This is a genomic window from Paractinoplanes ferrugineus, assembly GCF_016862195.1.
Classification (GTDB): Bacteria; Actinomycetota; Actinomycetes; order Mycobacteriales; family Micromonosporaceae; genus Actinoplanes; species Actinoplanes ferrugineus.
This window is the reverse complement of the sequence record NZ_BOMM01000012.1, coordinates 246,224-265,479: the sequence shown is the minus strand read 5'-3', so window position 1 is coordinate 265,479 and position 19,256 is coordinate 246,224. Positions and strand designations below refer to the sequence as shown.

Sequence of the window (19,256 nt, the reverse complement as noted above, 5' to 3'; positions counted from 1 at the left end):
CCTGGCCGGCGGAAACGCGAGACTGTCAGACCCGGGGTCTAGAACTGCGGCACCACCTAGGGCATGGAGGTCCGATGCGGCAGGCATGGCGGGTCGCGGATGTGCGAGCGGCCGAGAAGACGCTGATGGCGAAGCTGCCGGAGGGCACGCTGATGCAGCGGGCCGCGGTCGGCCTGGCCCGGCGCTGCGCGCTGCTGCTCGAGGAGGGTGGCGGCGTCTACGGCGCCCGGGTGCTGCTCCTGGTGGGCAGCGGGGACAACGGCGGCGACGCGCTCTATGCCGGTGCGGCCCTGGCCCGGCGAGGCGCGCAGGTGCGTGCCCTGCTGCTGCGGCCCGAGCGGGTCCACCTGGCCGGCCTGGCGGCGCTGCGGGCGGCCGGAGGGTTCACGGTCGGAGCGGTTCCCAGCCGGGCCGACCTGGTCCTCGACGGCATCGTCGGCATCGGCGCGAGCGGCGGTCTGCGAGCACCCGCCACCGACCATGTCGCCCGGCTGAGTGACCTGCGCGGGCGTTCCGGCGGGCGGGCCCTGGTGGTGGCGGTCGACGTGCCGAGCGGCGTCGCGGTCGACACGGGTGACGTGCCGGGCGAGGCGGTCACGGCCGATGTCACGGTGACCTTCGGCTGTCTCAAGCCGGCTCACATGCTCGGGCCGGCCGCGGTGCGCTGCGGGCAGGTCGAGCTGGTCGACATCGGGCTCGGGCCGGTGCTGCGCGCCGACCCGGCGGTGCGGGTGCCCGACGCGGCCGACATCGCCGGGTGGTGGCCGCAGCCGGGTCCGTCCTCCGACAAATACACCCGGGGCGTGGTCGGCATCGCGACCGGCTCGGCGAAATATCCGGGGGCCGCATTGCTCTCGGTGAGCGGAGCGCTGGCCGGGCCGACCGGCATGGTGCGCTATGTCGGCAGTGCCCACCAGGAGGTGGTGCGTGCGCACCCGTCGGTGGTGGCGGTGGCCCGGCCCGGCGACGCGGGGCGGGTGCAGGCCTGGCTGTGCGGGTCGGGGCTGGGCACCGACGACGGGGCCCGCCGCACCTTGCGTACGGTGCTGGCCTCCTCGCTTCCGGTGGTGCTCGACGCCGACGCGCTGACTCTGCTGGTGGACGGCTCACACGCGGAGGATCTGCGCCGCGACGCACCGCTGGTGATCACGCCGCACGACGGTGAGTTCAAGCGGCTGGCCGGGGAGGCGCCGGGTTCCGACCGGGTTGCCGCCGCCTGCAAGCTGGCCTCCTGGATCAACGCGGTGGTGCTGCTCAAGGGTGACCGGACGATCGTGGCTACCCCGGCCGGAGCGGTGTGGGTCAATCCGACCGGCACGTCGGCGCTGGCCACCGCCGGCAGTGGCGACGTGCTCGCGGGGCTGCTCGGCTCGCTGCTGGCCGGGGGCCTGGCACCGGAGCGGGCGGCGGTCACGGCGGCCTATGTGCATGGGCTGGCCGGTCGGCGAGCAGCGCAGCAGGGGCCGGTGACCGCGCCGGACGTGGCCGCCGCCCTCCGGCCGGTTCTCGCCGAGCTGCGGTGACCGACGACAGGCCGGTTCTCGTCGAGTCGCGCTGTGACAGAAGACAAGCCGGTTCTCGCCGAGCTGCTGTGACAGACGATAAGTAGGCTGGGAATCATGTGGCAGGCCGAGGTCCGGGTTGATCTGGACGCCATCCGGGACAACGTGGCGCTGATCCGCGCCGGCACCACCGCCGAGGTGATGGCGGTGGTGAAGGGTGACGGTTACGGGCACGGCATGCTGCCGTCCGCCCGGGCGGCGCTGGCCGGCGGGGCGAGCTGGCTCGGTGTGGCCACCCTCGACGAGGGACTGGCCCTGCGCCGGGGCGGCATCGAGGCACCGGTGCTGGCCTGGCTGCACTCGCCGGGTCTGGCCCTGCACGAGGGCGTCGAGGCGGGCCTGGACCTGAGTGCGAGCAGCCTGCCGATCGTCGAGGAGTTGGTGACGGCGGCGCGGCGGGTGGGCCGCACCGCGTGCGTACACCTCAAGCTCGACACCGGTCTTGCGCGCGGGGGCGTTCCGCCGGCCGAGTGGCCGGCGGTGCTGGAGGCCGCGGCCAAGGCGCAGGCCGACGGGGATTTCGACGTGGTCGGGGTGTGGAGCCACTTCGCCTGCGCCGACCTGCCCGGCCACGAGTCGATCGACCGGCAGTTGGCCGCGTTCGCCGATGGGCTGGCCACGGCGGAGCGCTTCGGGATCACCCCGCGTTACCGGCACATCGCCAACTCAGCGGCCACCTTGACCAGGCCGGACGCTCATTTCGACCTGGTTCGTCCGGGCCTCGCGGTCTACGGGTTGTCGCCGATCGAGGGGGAGACCTTCGGGCTGCGGCCGGCTATGACCGCGCGCGCCCGGGTGGCGCAGACCAAGCGGGTTCCGGCGGGCCAGGGCGTTTCGTACGGGCTCACCTACGTCACGCCGCAGGAGACGACGCTGGCCCTGGTGCCGCTCGGTTATGCCGACGGGGTGCCGCGTGCGGGGTCCAACGCGGGGCCGGTGCAACTGGGCGGCAAGAGGCGTACGGTGGCCGGCCGGGTCTGCATGGATCAGATCGTGCTCGATGTCGGCGACGACCCGGTGGAGCCGGGCGACGTGGCGACGCTGTTCGGGCCGGGCGACGACGGTGGGCCGACCGCCGACGACTGGGCCGGTGTGGTCGGCACGATCAACTACGAGATCGTGACCCGGTTCGGCAGCCCCCGGGTGCCGAGGGTCTTCGACGGCACTGCCGGAGTGACCCCGTGAAGCGGCGGGCCCGAAAGGTCGGCCTCGCCGGTGCCGCGCTCGGTGTGGTCGCGGCCGGCCTGGCCACCGCGTTCGCGATCGAGCGCACGCTGGTGCGGCGCTCGGTGAACGCGCCCGGCGACCGCTACGTCGACGAGGACTTCGCCGACCTGCCGTTCGACCAGGAGCTGACCGTCACCGCGGCCGACGGCACCGACCTGCACGTCGAGGTCGTCGAGCCGAGGGTCGACACCGGCAAGCCGGCCATCGTCTTCGTGCACGGGTTCGCGCTCGACATGGGCACGTTCTACTTCCAGCGCAAGCTGTTCACCGAGCGTGGCGATCACCGGCTCGTCTTCTACGACCAGCCCGGGCACGGCCGGTCGAGCCGGCTGAGGTCCGGCCGATACGACATCGCCGGGTTGGGCCAGTCGCTGTCCGCGGTGCTCGACGCGACCGTACCGGACGGGCACATCATCCTGGTCGGGCACTCGATGGGCGGCATGGCGATCATGGCGTTCGCGGAGCAATATCCGGAGTGGTTCGGGGCCCGGGTCACCGGCGTGGCGCTGATCTCGACCTCGGCGCGGGTGATCGACCGGGCCAAGCTGGCCGTGCCGTCGCTGGTGGCCCGGGCGAGCGCACCCTTCTTCCCGCTCTGGGACAAGGCCGCGACGCTCGGCGGCAGCGCCATCGAGCGGGCCCGGTTCGCCTCCAGCGATCTGGCGTGGCTGCTGACCCGGCGCTACGGCTTCGGCGATGCCAAGCCGAGCCCGTCACTGGTCTCCTTCGTGGAGGGGATGAATTCCAGGACGTCGGTCGAGACGCTCACGAAATACCTGAACACGATCTACAACCACAACCGGTTCCCGGCGCTGGCCGCGCTGCGGGGTGTTCCGGTGCTGGTCATCGTGGGCGACCGGGACTATCTGACCCCGATGGTGCATTCCGAGGAGATCGTGAAATACCTGCCCGACGCCAGGCTGGTGGTGGTGGAGAACAGCGGGCACGTGGTGATGCTCGAGCGTGCCGACGAGGTGAACGCCGCTCTCGGGCCGTTCGTGGAGAAGATCTCGTGAAGCTCGCGACCGTGGAGGACACCCGGGCTTTCGGGGCGCGGCTGGCCGGCATCCTGCGCGCCGGCGATCTGGTGCTGCTCACCGGGCCGCTCGGAGCCGGCAAGACCGCGCTGGTGCAGGGCATCGGCGCCGGTCTCGGGGTGCAGGGGGCGATCACGTCGCCGACCTTCGTGATCGCCCGGGTGCACCGGGGCCGTACGCCGCTGGTGCACGCCGACGCCTATCGTCTCGGTGACAAGCCCGACCCGCGGGCCGAGATCGACGATCTCGACCTGGATGCCTCGGCCGACGACGCGGTCACCGTCGTCGAGTGGGGGGCCGGCCTGGTCGAGCAGCTCAATGACGAATACCTGCAGGTCCGCATCGACCGGCTGGACGACGACACCCGGGTGGTGGAACTGGTGCCGCACGGCGGCGACTGGGCCACCCGGCTTCCCGGACTGGAGAACCCGTGAACCTGCCAGAACTGCTCCCGGCCCAGTGGCGGGCCGAGTTGGAGCCGTTCCTCGACGCCGGGGCGACCGCCGCGCTCGGCGAGTTCGTGGCGAGCGAGTACGCGTCGCACACCGTCTTTCCGCCGATCGAGGACCTGTTCGCGGCCTATCGGTTGTGTGCACCGGAGCAGACCCGGGTGCTGATCCTGGGCCAGGATCCGTACCACGGACCGGGGCAGGCGCACGGGCTCAGCTTCAGCGTGCGCGAGGGCGTGCGGATCCCGCCGTCGTTGCGCAACGTCTTCAAGGAACTGGCCGAGGACGTCGACGTCGCCCCGCCCACCTCGGGTGACCTCACGAACTGGGCCGAGCAGGGGGTACTGCTGCTCAACGCGGTGCTGACGGTGCGGGCCGGGGCGGCGGCGTCGCACGGCGGCAAGGGTTGGGAGGCGTTCACCGACGCCACCATCCGGGCATTGAACGCGCGCGACGAGCGGGTCGTCTTCCTGCTCTGGGGTGGATACGCGCGGAAGAAGGCGGCGCTGGTCACCAACCCGGCGCACGTCGTGCTGGAGGCCGGCCACCCGAGCCCGCTCAATCCCAAGGGCTTCCGCGGCTCCCGACCGTTCAGCGCGGCCAACAAGGCGCTCGCCGACGGTGGTCGCCCGGTGGTCGACTGGGACCCGCGTCAGGGGTCGTGACGTGCTCGTTCTAGCTCTTGACACGGCCACCCCGGCGTCCACGGCGGCGTTGGCGGAGGTCACCGCCGACGGTCTCACCGGGATCGCCGAGCGGCGTACCGTCGACCCCCGCGCGCACGGCGAGAAGCTGGCGCCGGAGATCGCGGCGGTGCTGGCCGACGCCGGCGTGCGCCCGGCCGACCTGGGCGCGATCGTCGCCGGCACCGGACCGGGGCCGTTCACCGGGCTGCGGGTGGGGCTGGTCACGGCGGCCAGCATGGCGCAGGTGCTCGGCATTGCGGCCTACGGCGTGTGCTCGCTCGACGGGCTCGGCCGGGCGGCCGGGCCGGGCCGGGTGCTGATCGCCACGGACGCACGCCGCAAGGAGGTCTATTTCGCCACCTATGTGGACGGTGTGCGGGAGAGCGGCCCCGAGGTGGCCAAGCCGGCCGAGGTGACCGGTGTGTTCGATCGTGTGGCGGGCGAGGGCGGCCTGAAATACGCGGACATCTTCGGCGTACCGGTGGAGGAGCATTTGCTTTATCCGCCCGGGGCGGCGCTCGTCGCGCTGGCGGCCGACCGGATTCGGGACGGCGCGCCGAGCGAGCCGCTCACCCCGCTCTACCTGCGGCGGCCCGACGCCGTCGAACCAACCGGCCGCAAGACCGTGCTGACCTGATGAGGATCGAACGTTTCCGCTGGTGGCACATCGCCGAGGTGCTGCCCATCGAGGACGACCTGTTCGGCGCGGAGAAGTGGTCGCCGGCGATGTTCTGGAACGAGCTCGCCCAGCACAACTTCTATGTGGTGGCCGTCGACGAGGAACTTCTCGGCTATGCCGGGCTGGCCGCGAACGACGGCGAGGCCTGGGTGCAGAACATCGCGGTGCGCCGCACCGCGCAGCGCCGGGGCGTCGGCCGCCGGCTGCTGGAGACGCTGCTCGGCGAGGCCGGGCGGCGCGGCATCAAACAGACCCTGCTGGAGGTCGCTGTCGACAACGCGCCGGCCCAGCACCTCTATGCGACGTACGGGTTCGAGCCGGTCGGGATCCGGCGCGGCTACTACCAACCAAGCAACACGGACGCCCTGGTGATGATGCGCGATGCGTGACGAGCCCCTGGTCCTCGGGATCGAGACCTCCTGCGACGAGACCGGTGTCGGCATCGTGCGCGGTCACACGCTGCTGGCCGACGCGCTGGCGTCCAGTGTGGAGCAGCATGCGCGCTTCGGCGGCGTCGTACCCGAGGTGGCGAGCCGAGCGCATCTCGAGGCGATGGTGCCGACCATGCAACGCGCGCTCGACGAGGCGGGCGTGACGCTCGCCGACATCGACGCGATCGCGGTGACCAGCGGGCCGGGGCTGGCCGGCGCGCTGCTGGTCGGGGTGGCGGCGGCCAAGGGATACGCGCTGGCAGCGGAGAAGCCGATCTACGGCGTCAACCATCTGGCCGCGCACGTGGCCGTGGACACCCTCGAGCACGGCCCGCTGCCGGAACCGGCCATCGCGATGCTGGTCTCCGGTGGACACTCGTCGCTGCTGCTGGTCGACGACCTGGCAACCGGGGTGACCCCGCTCGGGGCCACCATCGACGACGCGGCCGGCGAGGCGTTCGACAAGGTGGCGCGGCTGCTCGGGCTGGGCTTCCCGGGCGGCCCGGTGATCGACCGGCGGGCCCGCGAGGGCGACCCCGGCGCGATCGCCTTCCCGCGCGGTCTGACCGCGGCGAAGGACCAGGCCGCGCATCGTTTCGACTTCTCCTTCTCGGGCCTCAAGACAGCGGTGGCCCGCTGGGTGGAGGCCCGGGAGCGGGCCGGTGAGCCGGTGCCGGTCGCGGACGTGTCGGCCAGTTTCCAGGAGGCGGTGTGCGATGTGCTCACCGCCAAGGCGATCGACGCCTGCCGCACCAACGGCGTGGCGACCCTGGTGATCGGTGGCGGCGTCGCCGCCAACTCGCGGCTGCGGGTGCTGGCCGAGCAGCGGGCGGAGAAACACGGCATTCGGGTACGCGTTCCGCGCCCCGCGCTGTGCACCGACAACGGTGCGATGGTCGCGGCTCTCGGGTCCAGACTGGTCGCCGCCGGGGTGGCCCCGAGTCGTCTCGATCTGCCTGCGGATTCTGCTATGTCATTGACCACGGTCAGCGTCACGGAGTAGGCAATGAGCATGATCGCACGGATGTGGGAGGTGCGGGCCCAGGCGAGCGGCTTCGACGAGCTGCTGACCTGGGTCTGCGACGTCGCGGTGCCTCGTCTGGAGGTGCTGCCGCAGCACGTGTCGAGTGAGGTCTACTCGTCCACCGACAACCGCATCGTGGTGATCACCAGGTGGCGCAACAGCCCGGAGGGCATGCTCGTGCCGCCGGCGAAACTGGTGGCCAGGGCGCCGCACGTGTGGGATTTCAGCCCCGTCGACCGCTGAGAAAAGGCGTCGCGACCGGCACACCCCCGCCGTAACGTCGGGGCTCTGATGAAACAGCTACCCGTCGCCGACCTCGGCGCACCCGACGGCCGGTCCGCCACCCGTTACCTGGCCTGGCAGGTCCGGCGGTTCGCGAGCACCGTCTACCCGGCGGTCGCGATGGCGATCCTCTGGATGCTCTGCCAGGCGGTGGTGCCGGCGATCGTCGGCAAGGCGATCGACGCGACCGCCCGGCACGACGGGCGAGGCTTGCTGAACTGGTCGCTGGTGCTGCTCGTGGCCGGTGGCGGGCAGGCCTTCTTCGGGGTGGCCCGGCACCGGTTCTCGGTGGTCAACTTCCTGGCCGCGCTGTTCGCCACCGTGCAGATCACCGTGCGGCAGGCCGCCCGGCTCGGTTCGGCGCTGCCCCGGCGGATCGACACCGGCGAGGTGGTGGCGATCGGCACGGCCGACATCCGGGCGGTCGGCGCGGCCATCGACATCCTCGCCCGCGGCACCGGTTCGGCGGTCGCCGTCGTCACGGTGACCGTCATCCTGCTCGCCACCTCGGTGCCGCTCGGGCTCGTGGTCGTGCTCGGGGTGCCGATCCTGATGGGCGTCGTGGGCCTGCTGATCAAGCCGCTGCACCACCGCCAGCAGTTCACGCGGGAGCAGCAGGGTCTGCTCACCGGCCGGGCCGCCGATCTGGTGGGTGGCCTGCGGGTGCTGCGCGGGGTGGGTGGCGAGGCGGTGATGGCCGAGCGCTACCGCAGCCAGTCGCAGGAATTGCGGGCGGCGGGCGTACGCACCGCCGGGGTGGAGTCGCTGCTCGAGGCGGCCCAGGTGCTGTTGCCCGGGATCTTCCTGGTGCTGGTGACGTGGCTGGGCGCGCGGTTCGCGCTCGACGGCCGCCTCACGGTGGGGCAGTTGGTGTCCTTCTACGCCTATGCCGCCTTCCTCGTCGCCCCGTTACGGCAGCTCACCGAGGCCCTCGACAAGCTCACCCGGGGTCATGTGGCGAGTCGCCGGGTGGTGGCGCTGATGGGGGCGACCACCGACCTGCCCGATCCGGTCGATCCGAGGCCGGCCGACGAGCTCACCGGCGAGCTGGCTGATCCGGAGTCCGGCGTGGTGATCCGTCCCGGTGAGATCACCGCGATCGTGGCGTCCGCGCCGGCCGACGCCCAGCGGATCGCCGACCGGCTCGGCCGATATGCCGAGGGTGGGCGGGGCCTGAACGAGTTCGCCCTGGCCGATGTTCGTGAACGCATCCTGCTGGCCGACAACGACGCCCGGCTGTTCACCGGGCCGTTGCGCGACGACCTCGACCCGCACGGCACCGGCCGGGTCCCGCAGGCCCTGCGGGCCGCGGCGGCCACCGACATCGTCGAGGCGCTGCCCGACGGGCTCGACAGCGAGGTGGCCGAGCGCGGCCGCTCCTTCTCCGGCGGCCAGCAGCAGCGGCTGCGCCTGGTCCGGGCGCTCGTCGCCGATCCCGAGACGCTGATCCTGGTCGAGCCGACCAGCGCGGTCGACGCGCACACCGAGGCCCGCATCGCCGCCCGGCTGATCGGTGCGCGGGCCGGTCGTACCACCGTGATCTGCACCTCCAGCCCGCTGGTACTCGACCGCACCGACCGGGTGGTCTATGTCGATCAGGGGCGAGCGGTCGCTGTCGGAACCCATCGGGAGCTGCTGGACACCGAGCCCCGTTACGCCCGCACGGTGCTGCGGGACGACCAACCATGACCACGCTGCTGCCGGTTGCCGACACCACCCAGGTGCGCAGATATGCCGGTGGGCTGTTCCGGCGCAATCCGCGTGCGCTCGCCGTCGTGATCGGGTTGCACGCGCTGGCGGCCGTCGCCGGGCTGGTCGGGCCGCGGCTGCTCGGCGAGCTTGTCGAGTCCATCCAGCACGGTGCCCGCGCCGGCACGATCGACCGGCTGGCCGCGTGGATCGCCGGGTTCGTGCTGCTCCAGGCCATATTGACGCGCTTCGCGTTCCTCGCGTCGGCTCGGCTCGGCGAGCGGGTGCTGGCCGAGCTGCGCGAGGAGTTCGTCGAGCGGGTGCTGGCCCTGCCGTTGTCCACGGTGGAGCGGGCGGGAAGCGGTGACCTGCTGACGCGGACGACGCGAGATGTCGACGCGCTCTCCCGGTGCGTGCGGCTGGCGGTGCCGGAGACGTTGATCGCGGTGGTCCTCGGCACTCTGGTGGTGGCCGCGATGGTCGCGGTCTCCCCGGTGCTGGCCCTGCCGCTGCTGGTGGCGGTGCCGATCCTGGTGGCCGGCACGAGGTGGTACCTACGGCGAGCCCCCGCGGCCTACCTGAAACAGAACGCGACCTATTCGACGGTCACCGACGGTCTTGCCGAGACGGTCGAGGGCGCCCGTACGGTCGACGCGCTCCGCCGGCAGAGGCAGCGCCTCGCCCGCACCGACGCCGACCTGCGCCGCACGTTCCTGGCCGAGAAATACACGCTGTTCCTGCGGACGGTGTGGTTCCCGATCGTCGAGGTCGGCTACGTCCTGCCGGTGGTGGCGACGATGCTCGTCGGTGGGCTGCTGCTCCTGCGCGGGACGGTCACGCTGGGCCAGCTCACCGCCGCGGTGGTCTACGCGCAGATGCTGATCGACCCGGTCGATCGGCTGCTGAGCTGGCTCGACGAGCTGCAGGTCGGCGCGGCCTCGCTGGCCCGCCTGCTGGGAGTGGCGGAGAGCGAGCCGGAGCGGTCCACCGCGAAGACACCGGCCGGCACCGGGATCGAGGTGCGCGGGGTGCGCTTCGAGTACGTCCCGGGTCGGGAGGTGCTGCACGGCATCGACCTGACGCTGACCCCGGGGGAGCGGCTCGCCGTGGTCGGGCCGTCCGGCGCCGGCAAGTCGACGCTCGGCCGGTTGCTGGCCGGGGTGCACCCGCCGACCGGCGGCACGATCACGGTCGGCGGGGTGTCGCTGGGCGACCTGCCGCTCGACCGGTTGCGCACCGAGGTGGCGCTGGTCAGCCAGGAGCATCACGTGTTCATCGGTTCGGTCCGGGACAACGTGGCGATGGTGCGGCCCGGGGCGGCCGAGCCGCAGGTGCACGCCGCGCTCGCCGCGGTGCACGCCCTCGACTGGGCGCTCGCCCTGCCCGACGGCCTGGCCACCGAGGTCGGCGTGGGTGGCCACCCGCTGTCGGCGGCCCAGGCGCAGCAGATCGCGCTGGCCCGGCTGGTGCTTGCCGACCCGCACACGCTGGTTCTCGACGAGGCGACGTCGCTGCTGGATCCGCGGGCGGCCCGCGATCTGGAGCGTTCGCTCGCGGCGGTGCTGCACGGTCGTACGGTGGTGGCGATCGCGCACCGGTTGTTCTCGGCCCACGACGCCGACCGGGTCGCGGTGGTGGAGGACGGCCGCATCACCGAGCTGGGGTCGCACGACGAGCTGGTGGCGGCGAACGGTCCGTACGCGGCGCTGTGGCGCTCGTGGCACGGCGAGCGCGCCACCGAGCAGATCATCCAGCGGTAATGTGCGGCCATGGAGCAGCGAGGGCCGTGGATGCGGTACGCCACCGAGGAGGTCTGGCGGGGTCCGTTCTTCCAGGTGCGCTCCGACCGGGTGACCACGCCCGGGGGTGCCGAGAGCGACTATTCGTGGGTGGAGGCACCCGACCTGGTCCGGGTCGCCGCCCGGACCGCCGCCGGCGAGATCTACGTGGTGCGCCAGCACCACTATCTGCCCGACCGCCCCGGCATGTGGCAGCTGCCCGGCGGGGGCGTCGGCGACGGTGAGACACCGGAGGCCGCGGCGGCCCGTGAGCTTCACGAGGAGGTCGGTGCCACCGGGACGCTGAAGCTGGTCGGCTCGGTGTGGCCGATGCCGGGCCTCACCGCGTCCCGCACCCACCTGTTCGTCGCCGGTGATCTGCGGGTCGGGGACGAGACCGAGTTGGACGAGTCCGAGGCCGACCTGGTCGCGTTCGCGGTTCCGCTGTCCCGGGCGGTGGCGGCCGCGCTGGACGGGACCATCGGCTGCGCCCCGTCGGCCCAGTTGGTCCTGTCCGTCGCTCTGACCAGCGCATAGCCTTCGGACATGGGGCGACGTGCGGAATATCGGAACGAGTTGGCCGCGCTCGACGCGGCCCGTTGGCCGGACTATCTGACCGAGCGTTCCGGGTTGCCCGGCCCGCGCGGCAACATCGAGTTGGCCCAGGCGGTCGCCGACGCCGGCGACCGGCTCGGGTTCGACCGGTTGATCGCCACCGGCGACGAATACCTCGTCTTCTGCGGCGTGCTCGGCCTGGGCCGACTGCTGGCGGAAGAAGACGAGGGCGCGGCGCGGCTTGCCGAGCGGCTGCGCGCGCATGCGGCCGACGAGCGTTGGCGGGTTCGCGAGGCGGTGGCGATGGCGCTGCAGCGGCTCGGTGACGCCGATCCGGCCCGGTTGCGCGCCCTGGTCGCCGAGTGGGTCCGGGACGACGACCCGCTGGTGGTGCGGGCCGCCGTCGCCGGGATCTGCGAGCCGCGACTGTTGAAGAGGCCGGAGATGGCCGCCGCCGCGGTCGACGCCTGCACCGCCGCGACGGCTCGGGTGCGGGGGCGGGAGCTGCGACAGGCGCTCGGCTATTGCTGGAGCGTGGCGGTGGCCGCCGATCCGGGGGCGGGCCTGCCTCGGTTCCGCGCGCTTACCGGGTCGGCCGATGCCGACGTGCGGTGGATCGTCCGGGAGAACACTCGCAAGGTGCGCCTGGCCAAGCTGCTCAGCTGAGCAGCAGCGGGTCTTCGAGGAGGTGTTCGAAGGCGAGTTCGGCGGCGCCGATCAGGGCCGCGTCGTAGCCGAGCTCCGGGGTGCGCAGGCGGATGTGCTCGCGGCAGGCCGGGAGGGCGATCGCGTTCAGGCGGCTGCGGATCTGCGCGGCCGCGACCAGATAGACGTCGCGTAGGGTGCCGCCGAAGATGACGGCCTCGGGGTTGAAGATGTTCACCAGGTTGCCGACGCCGAAGCCGATCCACTCGCCGACCTGGCGCACCGCGAACTGGGCCTGACTGTCGCCGCGCATGGCCGCGTCGACCACGCCGAGCACCGCCTCGCGACCTGTTTCGTCGACCCGGCCGGCGTGCTTGAGCAGCGCGTACTCGCCGATCTCGGTCTCCCAGCAGCCACGGGAGCCGCAGCTGCACTCCCGGCCGTACGGGTTGACGACCATGTGGCCGACCTCCCCGCCGTACCCGCCGTGGCCGGAGACCCGCCGGCCGTCGGCGATGATGCCGGCCCCGACCCCGACGTCGCCGTAGAGGTAGATGACGTTGTCGCTGCCGACGGCGGCCCCCCGCGCGTGCTCGACCAGGGCGGAGACGTCGGCGTGGTTGCCGACCGTCAGCAGGCCGTCGCCCAGTTCGTCGCGCAACGCCGCGCCGACCGGTTCCTCGGTCCAGCCGATCGTGGGGGCGAGCCGCACCATGCCGTCGGCGCGGCGCACCATGCCGGCCACCGCGACGCCGGTGCCGACGTAGCGGGCGTCCTCGGGTACCTCTCGGCGCAGCTCGCGGACGAACTCGACGAGCGGCTCGACCGCGTCGAGAACCTGCATGCCGCGCGGCCGGTCGGTCTCGCGCCGGTCGAGGATGCGCCCGCCGAGGCCGACCCGGGCCGCGCGGATCCGGTCCACCTCGATGCTCAGCGCGTACGCGTAGACCGTTGACGACTCGGGCCGGACAACCAGCGAAGGTCGTCCGGCCCGGCCTGTCTCACGCGGTGCCGCCTCGCTGACCAGCCCTGCGGTGGTCAGCTCGGCGGTGAGGGCCCCAATGGTGCTCCGGTTGAGGCCGAGCCGGTTCGTGAGTTCCGCCCGGGAGGTGGCCCCGTGCACGTGCACGTACCGCAGCAGGGTCCCTAGGTTGTGCCGGCGAATGTCTTCCTGGCTGGGGCCGGCCCGCATCAGCGTGCCGCCCCCGTTCCCAGGGTCTTGTTCATCGGTTTCCGGTTGAGGCGGCTCTGCGCCGGGCCAGTGCGTCGACGCTCGCGGCGACCAGCAGGATCAGACCGGTGACGATGTACTTCGTGCCGGCCGTGTAGCCCATCAGGCCCATGCCGTTGTCGATGACCGTGATCACGGCACCACCGATGACGGCGTTGATCGCCTTGCCCTTGCCGCCGAAGAGGCTGGTGCCGCCGATGACGGCCGCGCCGACCGAGTACAGCAGGATGTTGCTGCCGCCGGTGTTCGGGTCGACCGAGTTGGCCCGGCTGACGGCGAGGATGCCGCCGATCGAGGCCATGAACGAGCCGATCACGAACACCGAGATGCGGATGCGGTCGACCGGGATACCGGCCCGGCGGGCCGCCTCGGTGTTGCCGCCGACCGCGTAGACGTGCCGGCCGTAGGTGGTGCTGCCCAGGACGAAGGTCCAGATCACCAGGAAGACCACGATGATCGGGGCGACGATGGGCACGCCCTTGACCGAGTTGAGCACCGGGTTGATGCTGCGCTCCTGGGTCAGCAGCGCGGTCGTCACCAGCACGATGAGCGCGAGGACGCCGATGCGCATCGCCACGATGCCGATCGGGTCGGTGACCAGGCCCCGGGCCAGCCGGGTGCGGACCCGGTTGAGCTGCACCCCGGCGTAGATGACCACGGCGGCGATCGCGAAGATCCAGCTCAGCGACACCGACAGGTTGCTGTTGGCGAGCTTCAGGGTGAACGAGTCGGTGATCGAGATGTTCTTGCCACCGCTGAGCAGCTTGAGCAGGATGCCCTGGAACGCGAGGAACGCGGCAAGCGTCACGACGAACGACGGGATGCCGAACTTCGCGACCAGGAATCCGAGCACGAAGCCGATCACGATGCCGGTGGCCATGGCGGCGGGGATGGCGGTGTACCAGTCCCAGCCGTGGTTGGTCAGCAGGATCGCCATGATGGCGCCACACACGCCGGAGGCGAAGCCCGCGGACAGGTCGATCTCGCCCAGCAGCAGGACGAAGACCAGGCCCATCGCGATGAAGATGTACTGCGCGCCCTGCGAGAACAGGTTCGCGAAGTTCAGCGAGCTGAAGAACGTATCCCGGGCGATGCCGAAGATCAGGGCCAGGACGACCAGGCCGAGTACGGCGGGCAGGGTGCCGAGGTCACCACCGCGAACCCGGCCCCAGTAGTCGTTGAGGTGGCTGCCGACGGTCGGCTTGACGACCTTGACGCCGCCGGCCGTGGTGGTCGTAGTGGTGGTCACTGCTCGCCTCCCGGCGTGATGTCGACGATCTCCCCGCCGAAGTCGGAGGGTTTCTCCGGGGGCAGTCCGATGTTGCCGCTGCGACCGGCGGTGATCAGCTCGACCACCTGGGAGTGGGTCACATCGGTGGTCTTGACCTGGGCCGCCATCCGGCCCAGGTAGAGCGCGGCGATCCGGTCCGACACCGCGAACACGTCGTTCATGTTGTGCGAGATCAGGACGACCCCGAGGCCGTTGTCCGCGAGGCGGCGCACCAGCTCCAGGACCTGGGCGGTCTGCGCGACACCGAGGGCGGCGGTCGGCTCGTCGAGGATCACGACCCGCGAGTTCCACAGCACGGCCTTGGCGATCGCCACCGTCTGCCGCTGACCACCGGAGAGGCTGGCCACGAGCTGACGGAGCGACTTGACGGTGCGTACCGACAGGCTGGCGAGGGTGTCGCCGGCCATCTGCTCCATGGTGGGTTCGTCAAGCACGATGCCGCGCTTCTTCTCCCGGCCGAGGAACATGTTCTGGACGATGTCCAGGTTGTCGCAGAGGGCGAGGTCCTGATAAACGACCTCGATGCCCAGCGCGGACGCGTCACGGGGGCTGTGGACCGCCACCGGGTTGCCATCGAACGTAACCGTTCCGGAGTCGATGGTGTAGATGCCGCTGACGCACTTGACAAGCGTCGACTTACCGGCGCCGTTGTCGCCGACGAGGGCGGTGACCTCGCCGGGATAGACGCTCAGCCCGACGTCGTGCAGAACCTGGACGGGACCGAAGCTTTTGTCGATCCCGCTGAGTTCAAGGAGGGGTGTCGCGGCCACGGTGGTTCTCCTTCGCTTGGTGACCGGGGTTCGTTCGTCGTGGCTCCGCCACAGGCGATCGTGAGGGGGGTGACCCAACTCCGGCGCCGCCCACACCCGACCGGGAGTGAGCGGCGCCGAAGTCAGCCGTTCGGGACTAGCCCGTCATCAGCGGTGATCAGCTGATGCCTGCGCTGGTGCAAGCCGTGGCGAACTGGGCGGTGCACAGCTCGTCCTTGGTGACGAAGCCGTCGGTGACGACGTCCTTGACGTTGTCCTTGGTGATGGCCTGCGGGGTCAGCAGCACCGAGGCGACGTCCTTCTTCGACTCCGGGTCGGTGACCTTGCCGGTGGCCGAGGTCGGCTTCTGGCCCTTGGCGATGGCGATGGCCAGCTCCGAGGCGGCGTCCGCTTCCTTCTTGATCGCCTTGTAGACCGTCATGCACTGGTCGCCGGCGAGGATGTTCTGCAGACCCTGAACGGTCGCGTCCTGGCCGGTGACCGGGACCTGGCCGTTGAGCTTGTTCTTCTTCAGGATCGTGATGGCCGCGTTGCCGAGGCCGTCGTTCGCCGCGAGGACGCCCTTGATCTCCTTGTTGGAGGTCAGCATCTGCTCGAAGATGGTGCCCGCCTGGGTGTTGTCCCAGTCCGGCACGTCCTGGTTCGGGCCCTTCTGGAAGGTGCCGTCGGCGTACTTCGGGTCGAGAACCGAGTTGTAGCCCTGGGCGAACAGGGTGGCGTTGTTGTCCGTCGGGGAGCCGTTGAGCTCGGCGACGATCGGCTTGGTGTACTTCTTGGCGGTCAGGCAGTCGACCAGGCCCTGACCCTGCAGCTCGCCGACCTTGACGTTGTCGAACGACACGTAGTAGTCAGCGCCACCGTTGAGGGTGAGGCGGTCGTAGTCGATCGTCGCGATACCGGCGGCGCGGGCCTTGTCGAGCACGGCCTTGCCGGTGCCGGAGTCCAGGTTGACGATCACGAGGACCTTGACGCCGCTCGAGATCATGCCGTCGGCGATGGTCTGGAACTGGGTCTTGTCACCCTGCGCGTTCTGGATGTCGGCCTGGACGCCGGCCGCGTTGAACGCCGCCGTGAGGTACTTGACGTCGGCCGTGGCCCACCGAGCGGAGCTCTTGGTGTCGGGGAGGATCACTCCCACCTTGCCGGTGGACGAGGCCTTGCTGCCGCTGCCGGAGTCGCTCTTGTCGTCGCCGCAGGCAGCCACACTGCTGGTGGCCAGGAGGCCAACCGCAGCAAGGGCGAACAGTCCCTTACGCATTCCTTGTGTCCTTTCGGGTAAAACGGGCCTTCGAAAGATCGATGGTGTGCGCTGCGGGAGTGTCGCTCCGCGAGACGCCGATTGATCAGGAGCTAGTTTGTTGTGCCCGGCAACGTATTCCCGTTACGGCCTGGAACACAAGCGGTTCCGGCTCGGTGATCTGTAACCCGGCATAACAATCCGGCAACACGGCGGTGATACAGGGATTTCGGCCCTTCCGCCGACCGGGGGTCAGCCCGTGCCGGTAACGCAGACAGATCACATCGTGACGCTAAGTCACTTGGTTGCCCGATCTCTACCGTTCTAGGGAGAAAGATCCTCTCGACGCGTAACGTTGTCGTAACGGCCGAGGGGTGGTCGGAAATATCGGGCTTTATGTCCGAATGCTGGCGGTAACCGCGTCGGTCAACCGGATCAGATCGGCCGGAGCGAGGGCCATCTGGAGTCCACGCCGACCGGCCGAGATGAACATTCGATCAAGATCGAGCGCCGCCGAGTCCACCACCGTGGGCAGCCGCTTTCGTTGTCCGAGCGGACTTATTCCGCCGCGAACGTAACCGCTGCTCCGCTCGGCCGCGGCCCGGTCGGCCAGGGCCGCTCGCTTGCCGCCGACCGCGGTGGCCAGAGCCTTGAGGTCGAGCTCACCGGTGACCGGGACGACCGCCACCACCAGCCTGCCGTCGACCTCGGCGACCAGGGTCTTGAAGACGCGCGCGGCCTCGATCCCCAGCGCCTGCGCCACCACCGCCCCGTAGTTGGGGGCGTCCGGGGAGACGTCATAGGGATGCAGCGTGTGCTCGACCTTCTGCTCGGCGAGCACGGCGGTCGCCGGGGTGCCGGCCGCGGGCTTCTTGGCCATGTCCGAAAGGTACTCCCGGCCAAGGTCCACCGACCTGCGAGGTATTGCCCGTTAGTCCCGCCCGATGTGCCTCAAGATCCGGTCAAGGACCGATCAGAGGGGGCGGCAGAGCAGGGTGGTGGGCGCGCCGGCCACCCGGGTCAGGATCAGGGACGCGGCGGACGGGCCGGACAGGCGCAGGTCTCGGCGGAGCTGCTCGGGCTCCAGGGCGGAACCCCGCTTGCGGATCTCCAGGCGACCCACCCCGCGGTCGCGGAGCAGGGTGCGGAGCCGCTTGAGCGAGAACGGGAGGACGTCGGTGATCTCCAGGCGGCGGGCGAAGGGCGTGTCGGCGGGGGTGTCGGAATAGACGTACGCGATCTCGGGGTCGCCCAGGCGTCCGTCGATCAGCTCGGCGAACTCGGCGACCAGGTGCGACCGCACCACCGCCGGATCCGGGTCGTAGACATAGCGGCCCACCGCCCCGACCGGGGCCTTCGCGACGCCGCTGCCGGTCAGTTCGGCGGGCGGGCGGGCGGTGCCGGACAGCAGCGTCGCGCGGCGGGCGGCGGCGGCCAGTGGACCGCACCAGAAGGCCGCCTCGACGAGGTCGCCGTCGACACTCACCCACTCGCCCTCGGCGCCCGGCGGGAGCAGGGCGTGATCGATGCCGGGCGCCAGCTTGAGGACGGTGCGGGGGACCCGGGTGGCGAGCGCGGCGACGAAATCCCACGGCGGCGAGAAGGACTTCGGGTCGAAGACACGGCCCCGGCCGGCTTTGCGACGGGCGGGATCGGCGAAGACCGCGTCGAAATCGGCCACCGACACGGTCGTCGCGTCCGCGCAGTCGACCTTGATCAGGTGGTCCAGTCCGAGGGCCGTCACGTTTGCCGACGCGACCGCGGCGGTGTCCGGGTCGGCTTCCACCGCGTACACGGAAATGCCGGCGCGGGCCGCCGCCAGCGCGTCCGAGCCCAAGCCGCAGCCGAGATCCGCCATGGTCCGCACCCCGGCGGCGGCGAGGCGCGCCGCTCGCCGGTCCGCGACGACCGCGCGCGTCGCCTGCTCCAGGCCGGCCCGGGTGAAGAACATCCGCCCGGCCGCCGCGCCGAACTTCGCGACCGCCCGGCGGCGCAGCTCGACCTGGGTGAGCGCGGCCGACGCGAGATCCGCCGCGATACCGTGCGAGCGCACCGCCGAGGCCGCCGCCAGCGGGTTTCCGTGGTCCGCCGCAGCGGCCACGGCCAGGGCGTTCATCCCTTCGGGGGTCTGCAGGCGATGCATCAGTTCTCCGGTCACGCAGGCATTCTCCCCGGCATGACGACATTGGCACTCTGGTTGACGGAGTGCTAGTTCCGGCATAACCTCGCGATTAGCACTCTCAACATGAGGGTGCCAGCCATGGGCCCGTCGGGCCGGTGGTTAGGCACCAGGCGGACCGGCACCCGCGACGACGGCCCCGCCCGGTGGCATGAGGCATGCACAGATCAATACCCAGGAGGGTATGCCCGTGACTACCGCGACCAAGGTTGCGATCAAGCCGCTCGAGGACCGCATCGTGGTCCAGGCGAATGAGGCTGAGACCACCACTGCGTCGGGCATCGTGATCCCCGACACCGCCAAGGAGAAGCCGCAGGAGGGCACCGTCCTCGCTGTGGGCCCGGGCCGCATCGACGACAAGGGCAACCGCGTCCCGGTTGACGTCCAGGTCGGCGACACGGTTCTCTACTCGAAGTACGGCGGCACCGAGGTCAAGTACGCCGGCGAGGAGTACCTGGTGCTCTCCGCCCGCGACGTCCTCGCGGTCATCGAGAAGTGACCTAC

Annotated in this window: 20 protein-coding genes; 14 read left to right on the top strand and 6 right to left on the bottom strand. The window is 71.1% G+C overall.

All coding sequences use genetic code 11. From position 1 onward, the window contains the following. Window positions 1–74 precede the first annotated feature (74 nt). From Afe05nite_RS09095 to Afe05nite_RS09035, 13 genes are all read left to right on the top strand, one after another. A complete protein-coding gene (locus Afe05nite_RS09095) occupies window positions 75–1,523 on the top strand; it encodes an NAD(P)H-hydrate dehydratase (protein WP_203816536.1) in 1,449 nt (482 codons plus the stop codon). A gap of 96 nt (window positions 1,524–1,619) precedes the next feature. Beyond that, window positions 1,620–2,747, top strand: a complete 1,128-nt coding sequence (alr, locus tag Afe05nite_RS09090) for an alanine racemase (protein ID WP_203816535.1) — start codon at window positions 1,620–1,622, stop codon at window positions 2,745–2,747. Then, a complete protein-coding gene (locus Afe05nite_RS09085; protein ID WP_203816534.1) occupies window positions 2,744–3,805 on the top strand; it encodes an alpha/beta fold hydrolase in 1,062 nt (353 codons plus the stop codon). The genes alr and Afe05nite_RS09085 overlap by 4 nt, the downstream gene beginning before the upstream one ends. Continuing rightward, entirely contained in the window at window positions 3,802–4,260 is a 459-nt protein-coding gene (gene tsaE / locus Afe05nite_RS09080) for a tRNA (adenosine(37)-N6)-threonylcarbamoyltransferase complex ATPase subunit type 1 TsaE (protein ID WP_203816533.1), read from the top strand. Before Afe05nite_RS09085 ends, tsaE begins: the two co-directional genes overlap by 4 nt. After that, entirely contained in the window at window positions 4,257–4,940 is a 684-nt protein-coding gene (locus tag Afe05nite_RS09075) for a uracil-DNA glycosylase (RefSeq protein ID WP_203816532.1), read from the top strand. The genes tsaE and Afe05nite_RS09075 overlap by 4 nt, the downstream gene beginning before the upstream one ends. Window position 4,941: 1 nt before the next feature. Continuing rightward, a complete protein-coding gene (tsaB, locus tag Afe05nite_RS09070) occupies window positions 4,942–5,598 on the top strand; it encodes a tRNA (adenosine(37)-N6)-threonylcarbamoyltransferase complex dimerization subunit type 1 TsaB (protein ID WP_203816531.1) in 657 nt (218 codons plus the stop codon). Further along, window positions 5,598–6,029 carry a ribosomal protein S18-alanine N-acetyltransferase gene (gene rimI / locus Afe05nite_RS09065; protein WP_239117665.1) on the top strand — a complete coding sequence of 144 codons (432 nt, stop codon included), beginning with the start codon at window positions 5,598–5,600 and terminating at the stop codon, window positions 6,027–6,029. Before tsaB ends, rimI begins: the two co-directional genes overlap by 1 nt. Next, window positions 6,022–7,074 carry a tRNA (adenosine(37)-N6)-threonylcarbamoyltransferase complex transferase subunit TsaD gene (gene tsaD, locus Afe05nite_RS09060; RefSeq protein ID WP_203816530.1) on the top strand — a complete coding sequence of 351 codons (1,053 nt, stop codon included), beginning with the start codon at window positions 6,022–6,024 and terminating at the stop codon, window positions 7,072–7,074. The genes rimI and tsaD overlap by 8 nt, the downstream gene beginning before the upstream one ends. 9 nt (window positions 7,075–7,083) lie before the next feature. Next, window positions 7,084–7,338, top strand: a complete 255-nt coding sequence (locus tag Afe05nite_RS09055) for a hypothetical protein (RefSeq protein ID WP_203816634.1) — start codon at window positions 7,084–7,086, stop codon at window positions 7,336–7,338. Window positions 7,339–7,386: 48 nt separating this feature from the next. After that, the gene (locus Afe05nite_RS09050; RefSeq protein ID WP_203816529.1) at window positions 7,387–9,066 is read left to right on the top strand and encodes an ABC transporter ATP-binding protein; all 1,680 of its coding nucleotides are present in this window, start codon (window positions 7,387–7,389) and stop codon (window positions 9,064–9,066) included. Continuing rightward, the gene (locus tag Afe05nite_RS09045; protein WP_203816528.1) at window positions 9,063–10,826 is read left to right on the top strand and encodes an ABC transporter ATP-binding protein; all 1,764 of its coding nucleotides are present in this window, start codon (window positions 9,063–9,065) and stop codon (window positions 10,824–10,826) included. Before Afe05nite_RS09050 ends, Afe05nite_RS09045 begins: the two co-directional genes overlap by 4 nt. A 9-nt stretch (window positions 10,827–10,835) precedes the next feature. Then, the gene (locus tag Afe05nite_RS09040; RefSeq protein WP_275407454.1) at window positions 10,836–11,381 is read left to right on the top strand and encodes an NUDIX domain-containing protein; all 546 of its coding nucleotides are present in this window, start codon (window positions 10,836–10,838) and stop codon (window positions 11,379–11,381) included. A gap of 9 nt (window positions 11,382–11,390) precedes the next feature. Continuing rightward, complete coding sequence (locus tag Afe05nite_RS09035) at window positions 11,391–12,065, top strand: HEAT repeat domain-containing protein (protein ID WP_203816527.1); 675 nt, start codon at window positions 11,391–11,393, stop codon at window positions 12,063–12,065. Here Afe05nite_RS09035 and Afe05nite_RS09030 read toward each other — a convergent pair. From Afe05nite_RS09030 to Afe05nite_RS09005, 6 genes are all read right to left on the bottom strand, one after another. After that, window positions 12,058–13,236 (bottom strand): ROK family transcriptional regulator, encoded by a 1,179-nt coding sequence (locus tag Afe05nite_RS09030; RefSeq protein ID WP_203816526.1) that lies wholly within the window; start codon window positions 13,234–13,236, stop codon window positions 12,058–12,060. The two genes, Afe05nite_RS09035 and Afe05nite_RS09030, sit on opposite strands and share 8 nt — an antisense overlap. A gap of 31 nt (window positions 13,237–13,267) precedes the next feature. Further along, the gene (locus Afe05nite_RS09025) at window positions 13,268–14,524 is read right to left on the bottom strand and encodes a sugar ABC transporter permease (protein ID WP_203816525.1); all 1,257 of its coding nucleotides are present in this window, start codon (window positions 14,522–14,524) and stop codon (window positions 13,268–13,270) included. Next, the gene (locus Afe05nite_RS09020) at window positions 14,521–15,336 is read right to left on the bottom strand and encodes an ATP-binding cassette domain-containing protein (RefSeq protein ID WP_203816524.1); all 816 of its coding nucleotides are present in this window, start codon (window positions 15,334–15,336) and stop codon (window positions 14,521–14,523) included. The genes Afe05nite_RS09025 and Afe05nite_RS09020 overlap by 4 nt, the downstream gene beginning before the upstream one ends. Window positions 15,337–15,493: 157 nt before the next feature. Beyond that, complete coding sequence (locus Afe05nite_RS09015) at window positions 15,494–16,594, bottom strand: sugar ABC transporter substrate-binding protein (RefSeq protein WP_203816523.1); 1,101 nt, start codon at window positions 16,592–16,594, stop codon at window positions 15,494–15,496. A gap of 373 nt (window positions 16,595–16,967) precedes the next feature. After that, window positions 16,968–17,453: a Cys-tRNA(Pro) deacylase gene (gene ybaK, locus Afe05nite_RS09010; RefSeq protein ID WP_203816522.1), complete on the bottom strand. Its 486-nt coding sequence runs from the start codon at window positions 17,451–17,453 to the stop codon at window positions 16,968–16,970. Window positions 17,454–17,546: 93 nt separating this feature from the next. Then, window positions 17,547–18,716 carry a THUMP-like domain-containing protein gene (locus Afe05nite_RS09005; protein WP_239117680.1) on the bottom strand — a complete coding sequence of 390 codons (1,170 nt, stop codon included), beginning with the start codon at window positions 18,714–18,716 and terminating at the stop codon, window positions 17,547–17,549. Between the two features lie 226 nt (window positions 18,717–18,942). On the opposite strand from Afe05nite_RS09005, the gene groES reads away from it, so the two are divergent. After that, window positions 18,943–19,251 carry a co-chaperone GroES gene (gene groES, locus Afe05nite_RS09000; protein ID WP_034215116.1) on the top strand — a complete coding sequence of 103 codons (309 nt, stop codon included), beginning with the start codon at window positions 18,943–18,945 and terminating at the stop codon, window positions 19,249–19,251. Window positions 19,252–19,256: the final 5 nt, after the last annotated feature.

Coding starts and splice junctions, on each gene's coding strand:
- Afe05nite_RS09095 (WP_203816536.1), top strand. CDS start 75: ATGCGGCAGGCATGGCGGGTCGCGGATGTGCGAGCGGCCGAGAAGACG.
- alr (WP_203816535.1), top strand. CDS start 1,620: ATGTGGCAGGCCGAGGTCCGGGTTGATCTGGACGCCATCCGGGACAAC.
- rimI (WP_239117665.1), top strand. CDS start 5,598: ATGAGGATCGAACGTTTCCGCTGGTGGCACATCGCCGAGGTGCTGCCC.
- tsaD (WP_203816530.1), top strand. CDS start 6,022: ATGCGTGACGAGCCCCTGGTCCTCGGGATCGAGACCTCCTGCGACGAG.
- Afe05nite_RS09055 (WP_203816634.1), top strand. CDS start 7,084: ATGATCGCACGGATGTGGGAGGTGCGGGCCCAGGCGAGCGGCTTCGAC.
- Afe05nite_RS09050 (WP_203816529.1), top strand. CDS start 7,387: ATGAAACAGCTACCCGTCGCCGACCTCGGCGCACCCGACGGCCGGTCC.
- Afe05nite_RS09045 (WP_203816528.1), top strand. CDS start 9,063: ATGACCACGCTGCTGCCGGTTGCCGACACCACCCAGGTGCGCAGATAT.
- Afe05nite_RS09040 (WP_275407454.1), top strand. CDS start 10,836: ATGGAGCAGCGAGGGCCGTGGATGCGGTACGCCACCGAGGAGGTCTGG.
- Afe05nite_RS09035 (WP_203816527.1), top strand. CDS start 11,391: ATGGGGCGACGTGCGGAATATCGGAACGAGTTGGCCGCGCTCGACGCG.
- Afe05nite_RS09030 (WP_203816526.1), bottom strand. CDS start 13,236: ATGCGGGCCGGCCCCAGCCAGGAAGACATTCGCCGGCACAACCTAGGG.
- Afe05nite_RS09015 (WP_203816523.1), bottom strand. CDS start 16,594: ATGCGTAAGGGACTGTTCGCCCTTGCTGCGGTTGGCCTCCTGGCCACC.
- ybaK (WP_203816522.1), bottom strand. CDS start 17,453: ATGGCCAAGAAGCCCGCGGCCGGCACCCCGGCGACCGCCGTGCTCGCC.
- Afe05nite_RS09005 (WP_239117680.1), bottom strand. CDS start 18,716: ATGCATCGCCTGCAGACCCCCGAAGGGATGAACGCCCTGGCCGTGGCC.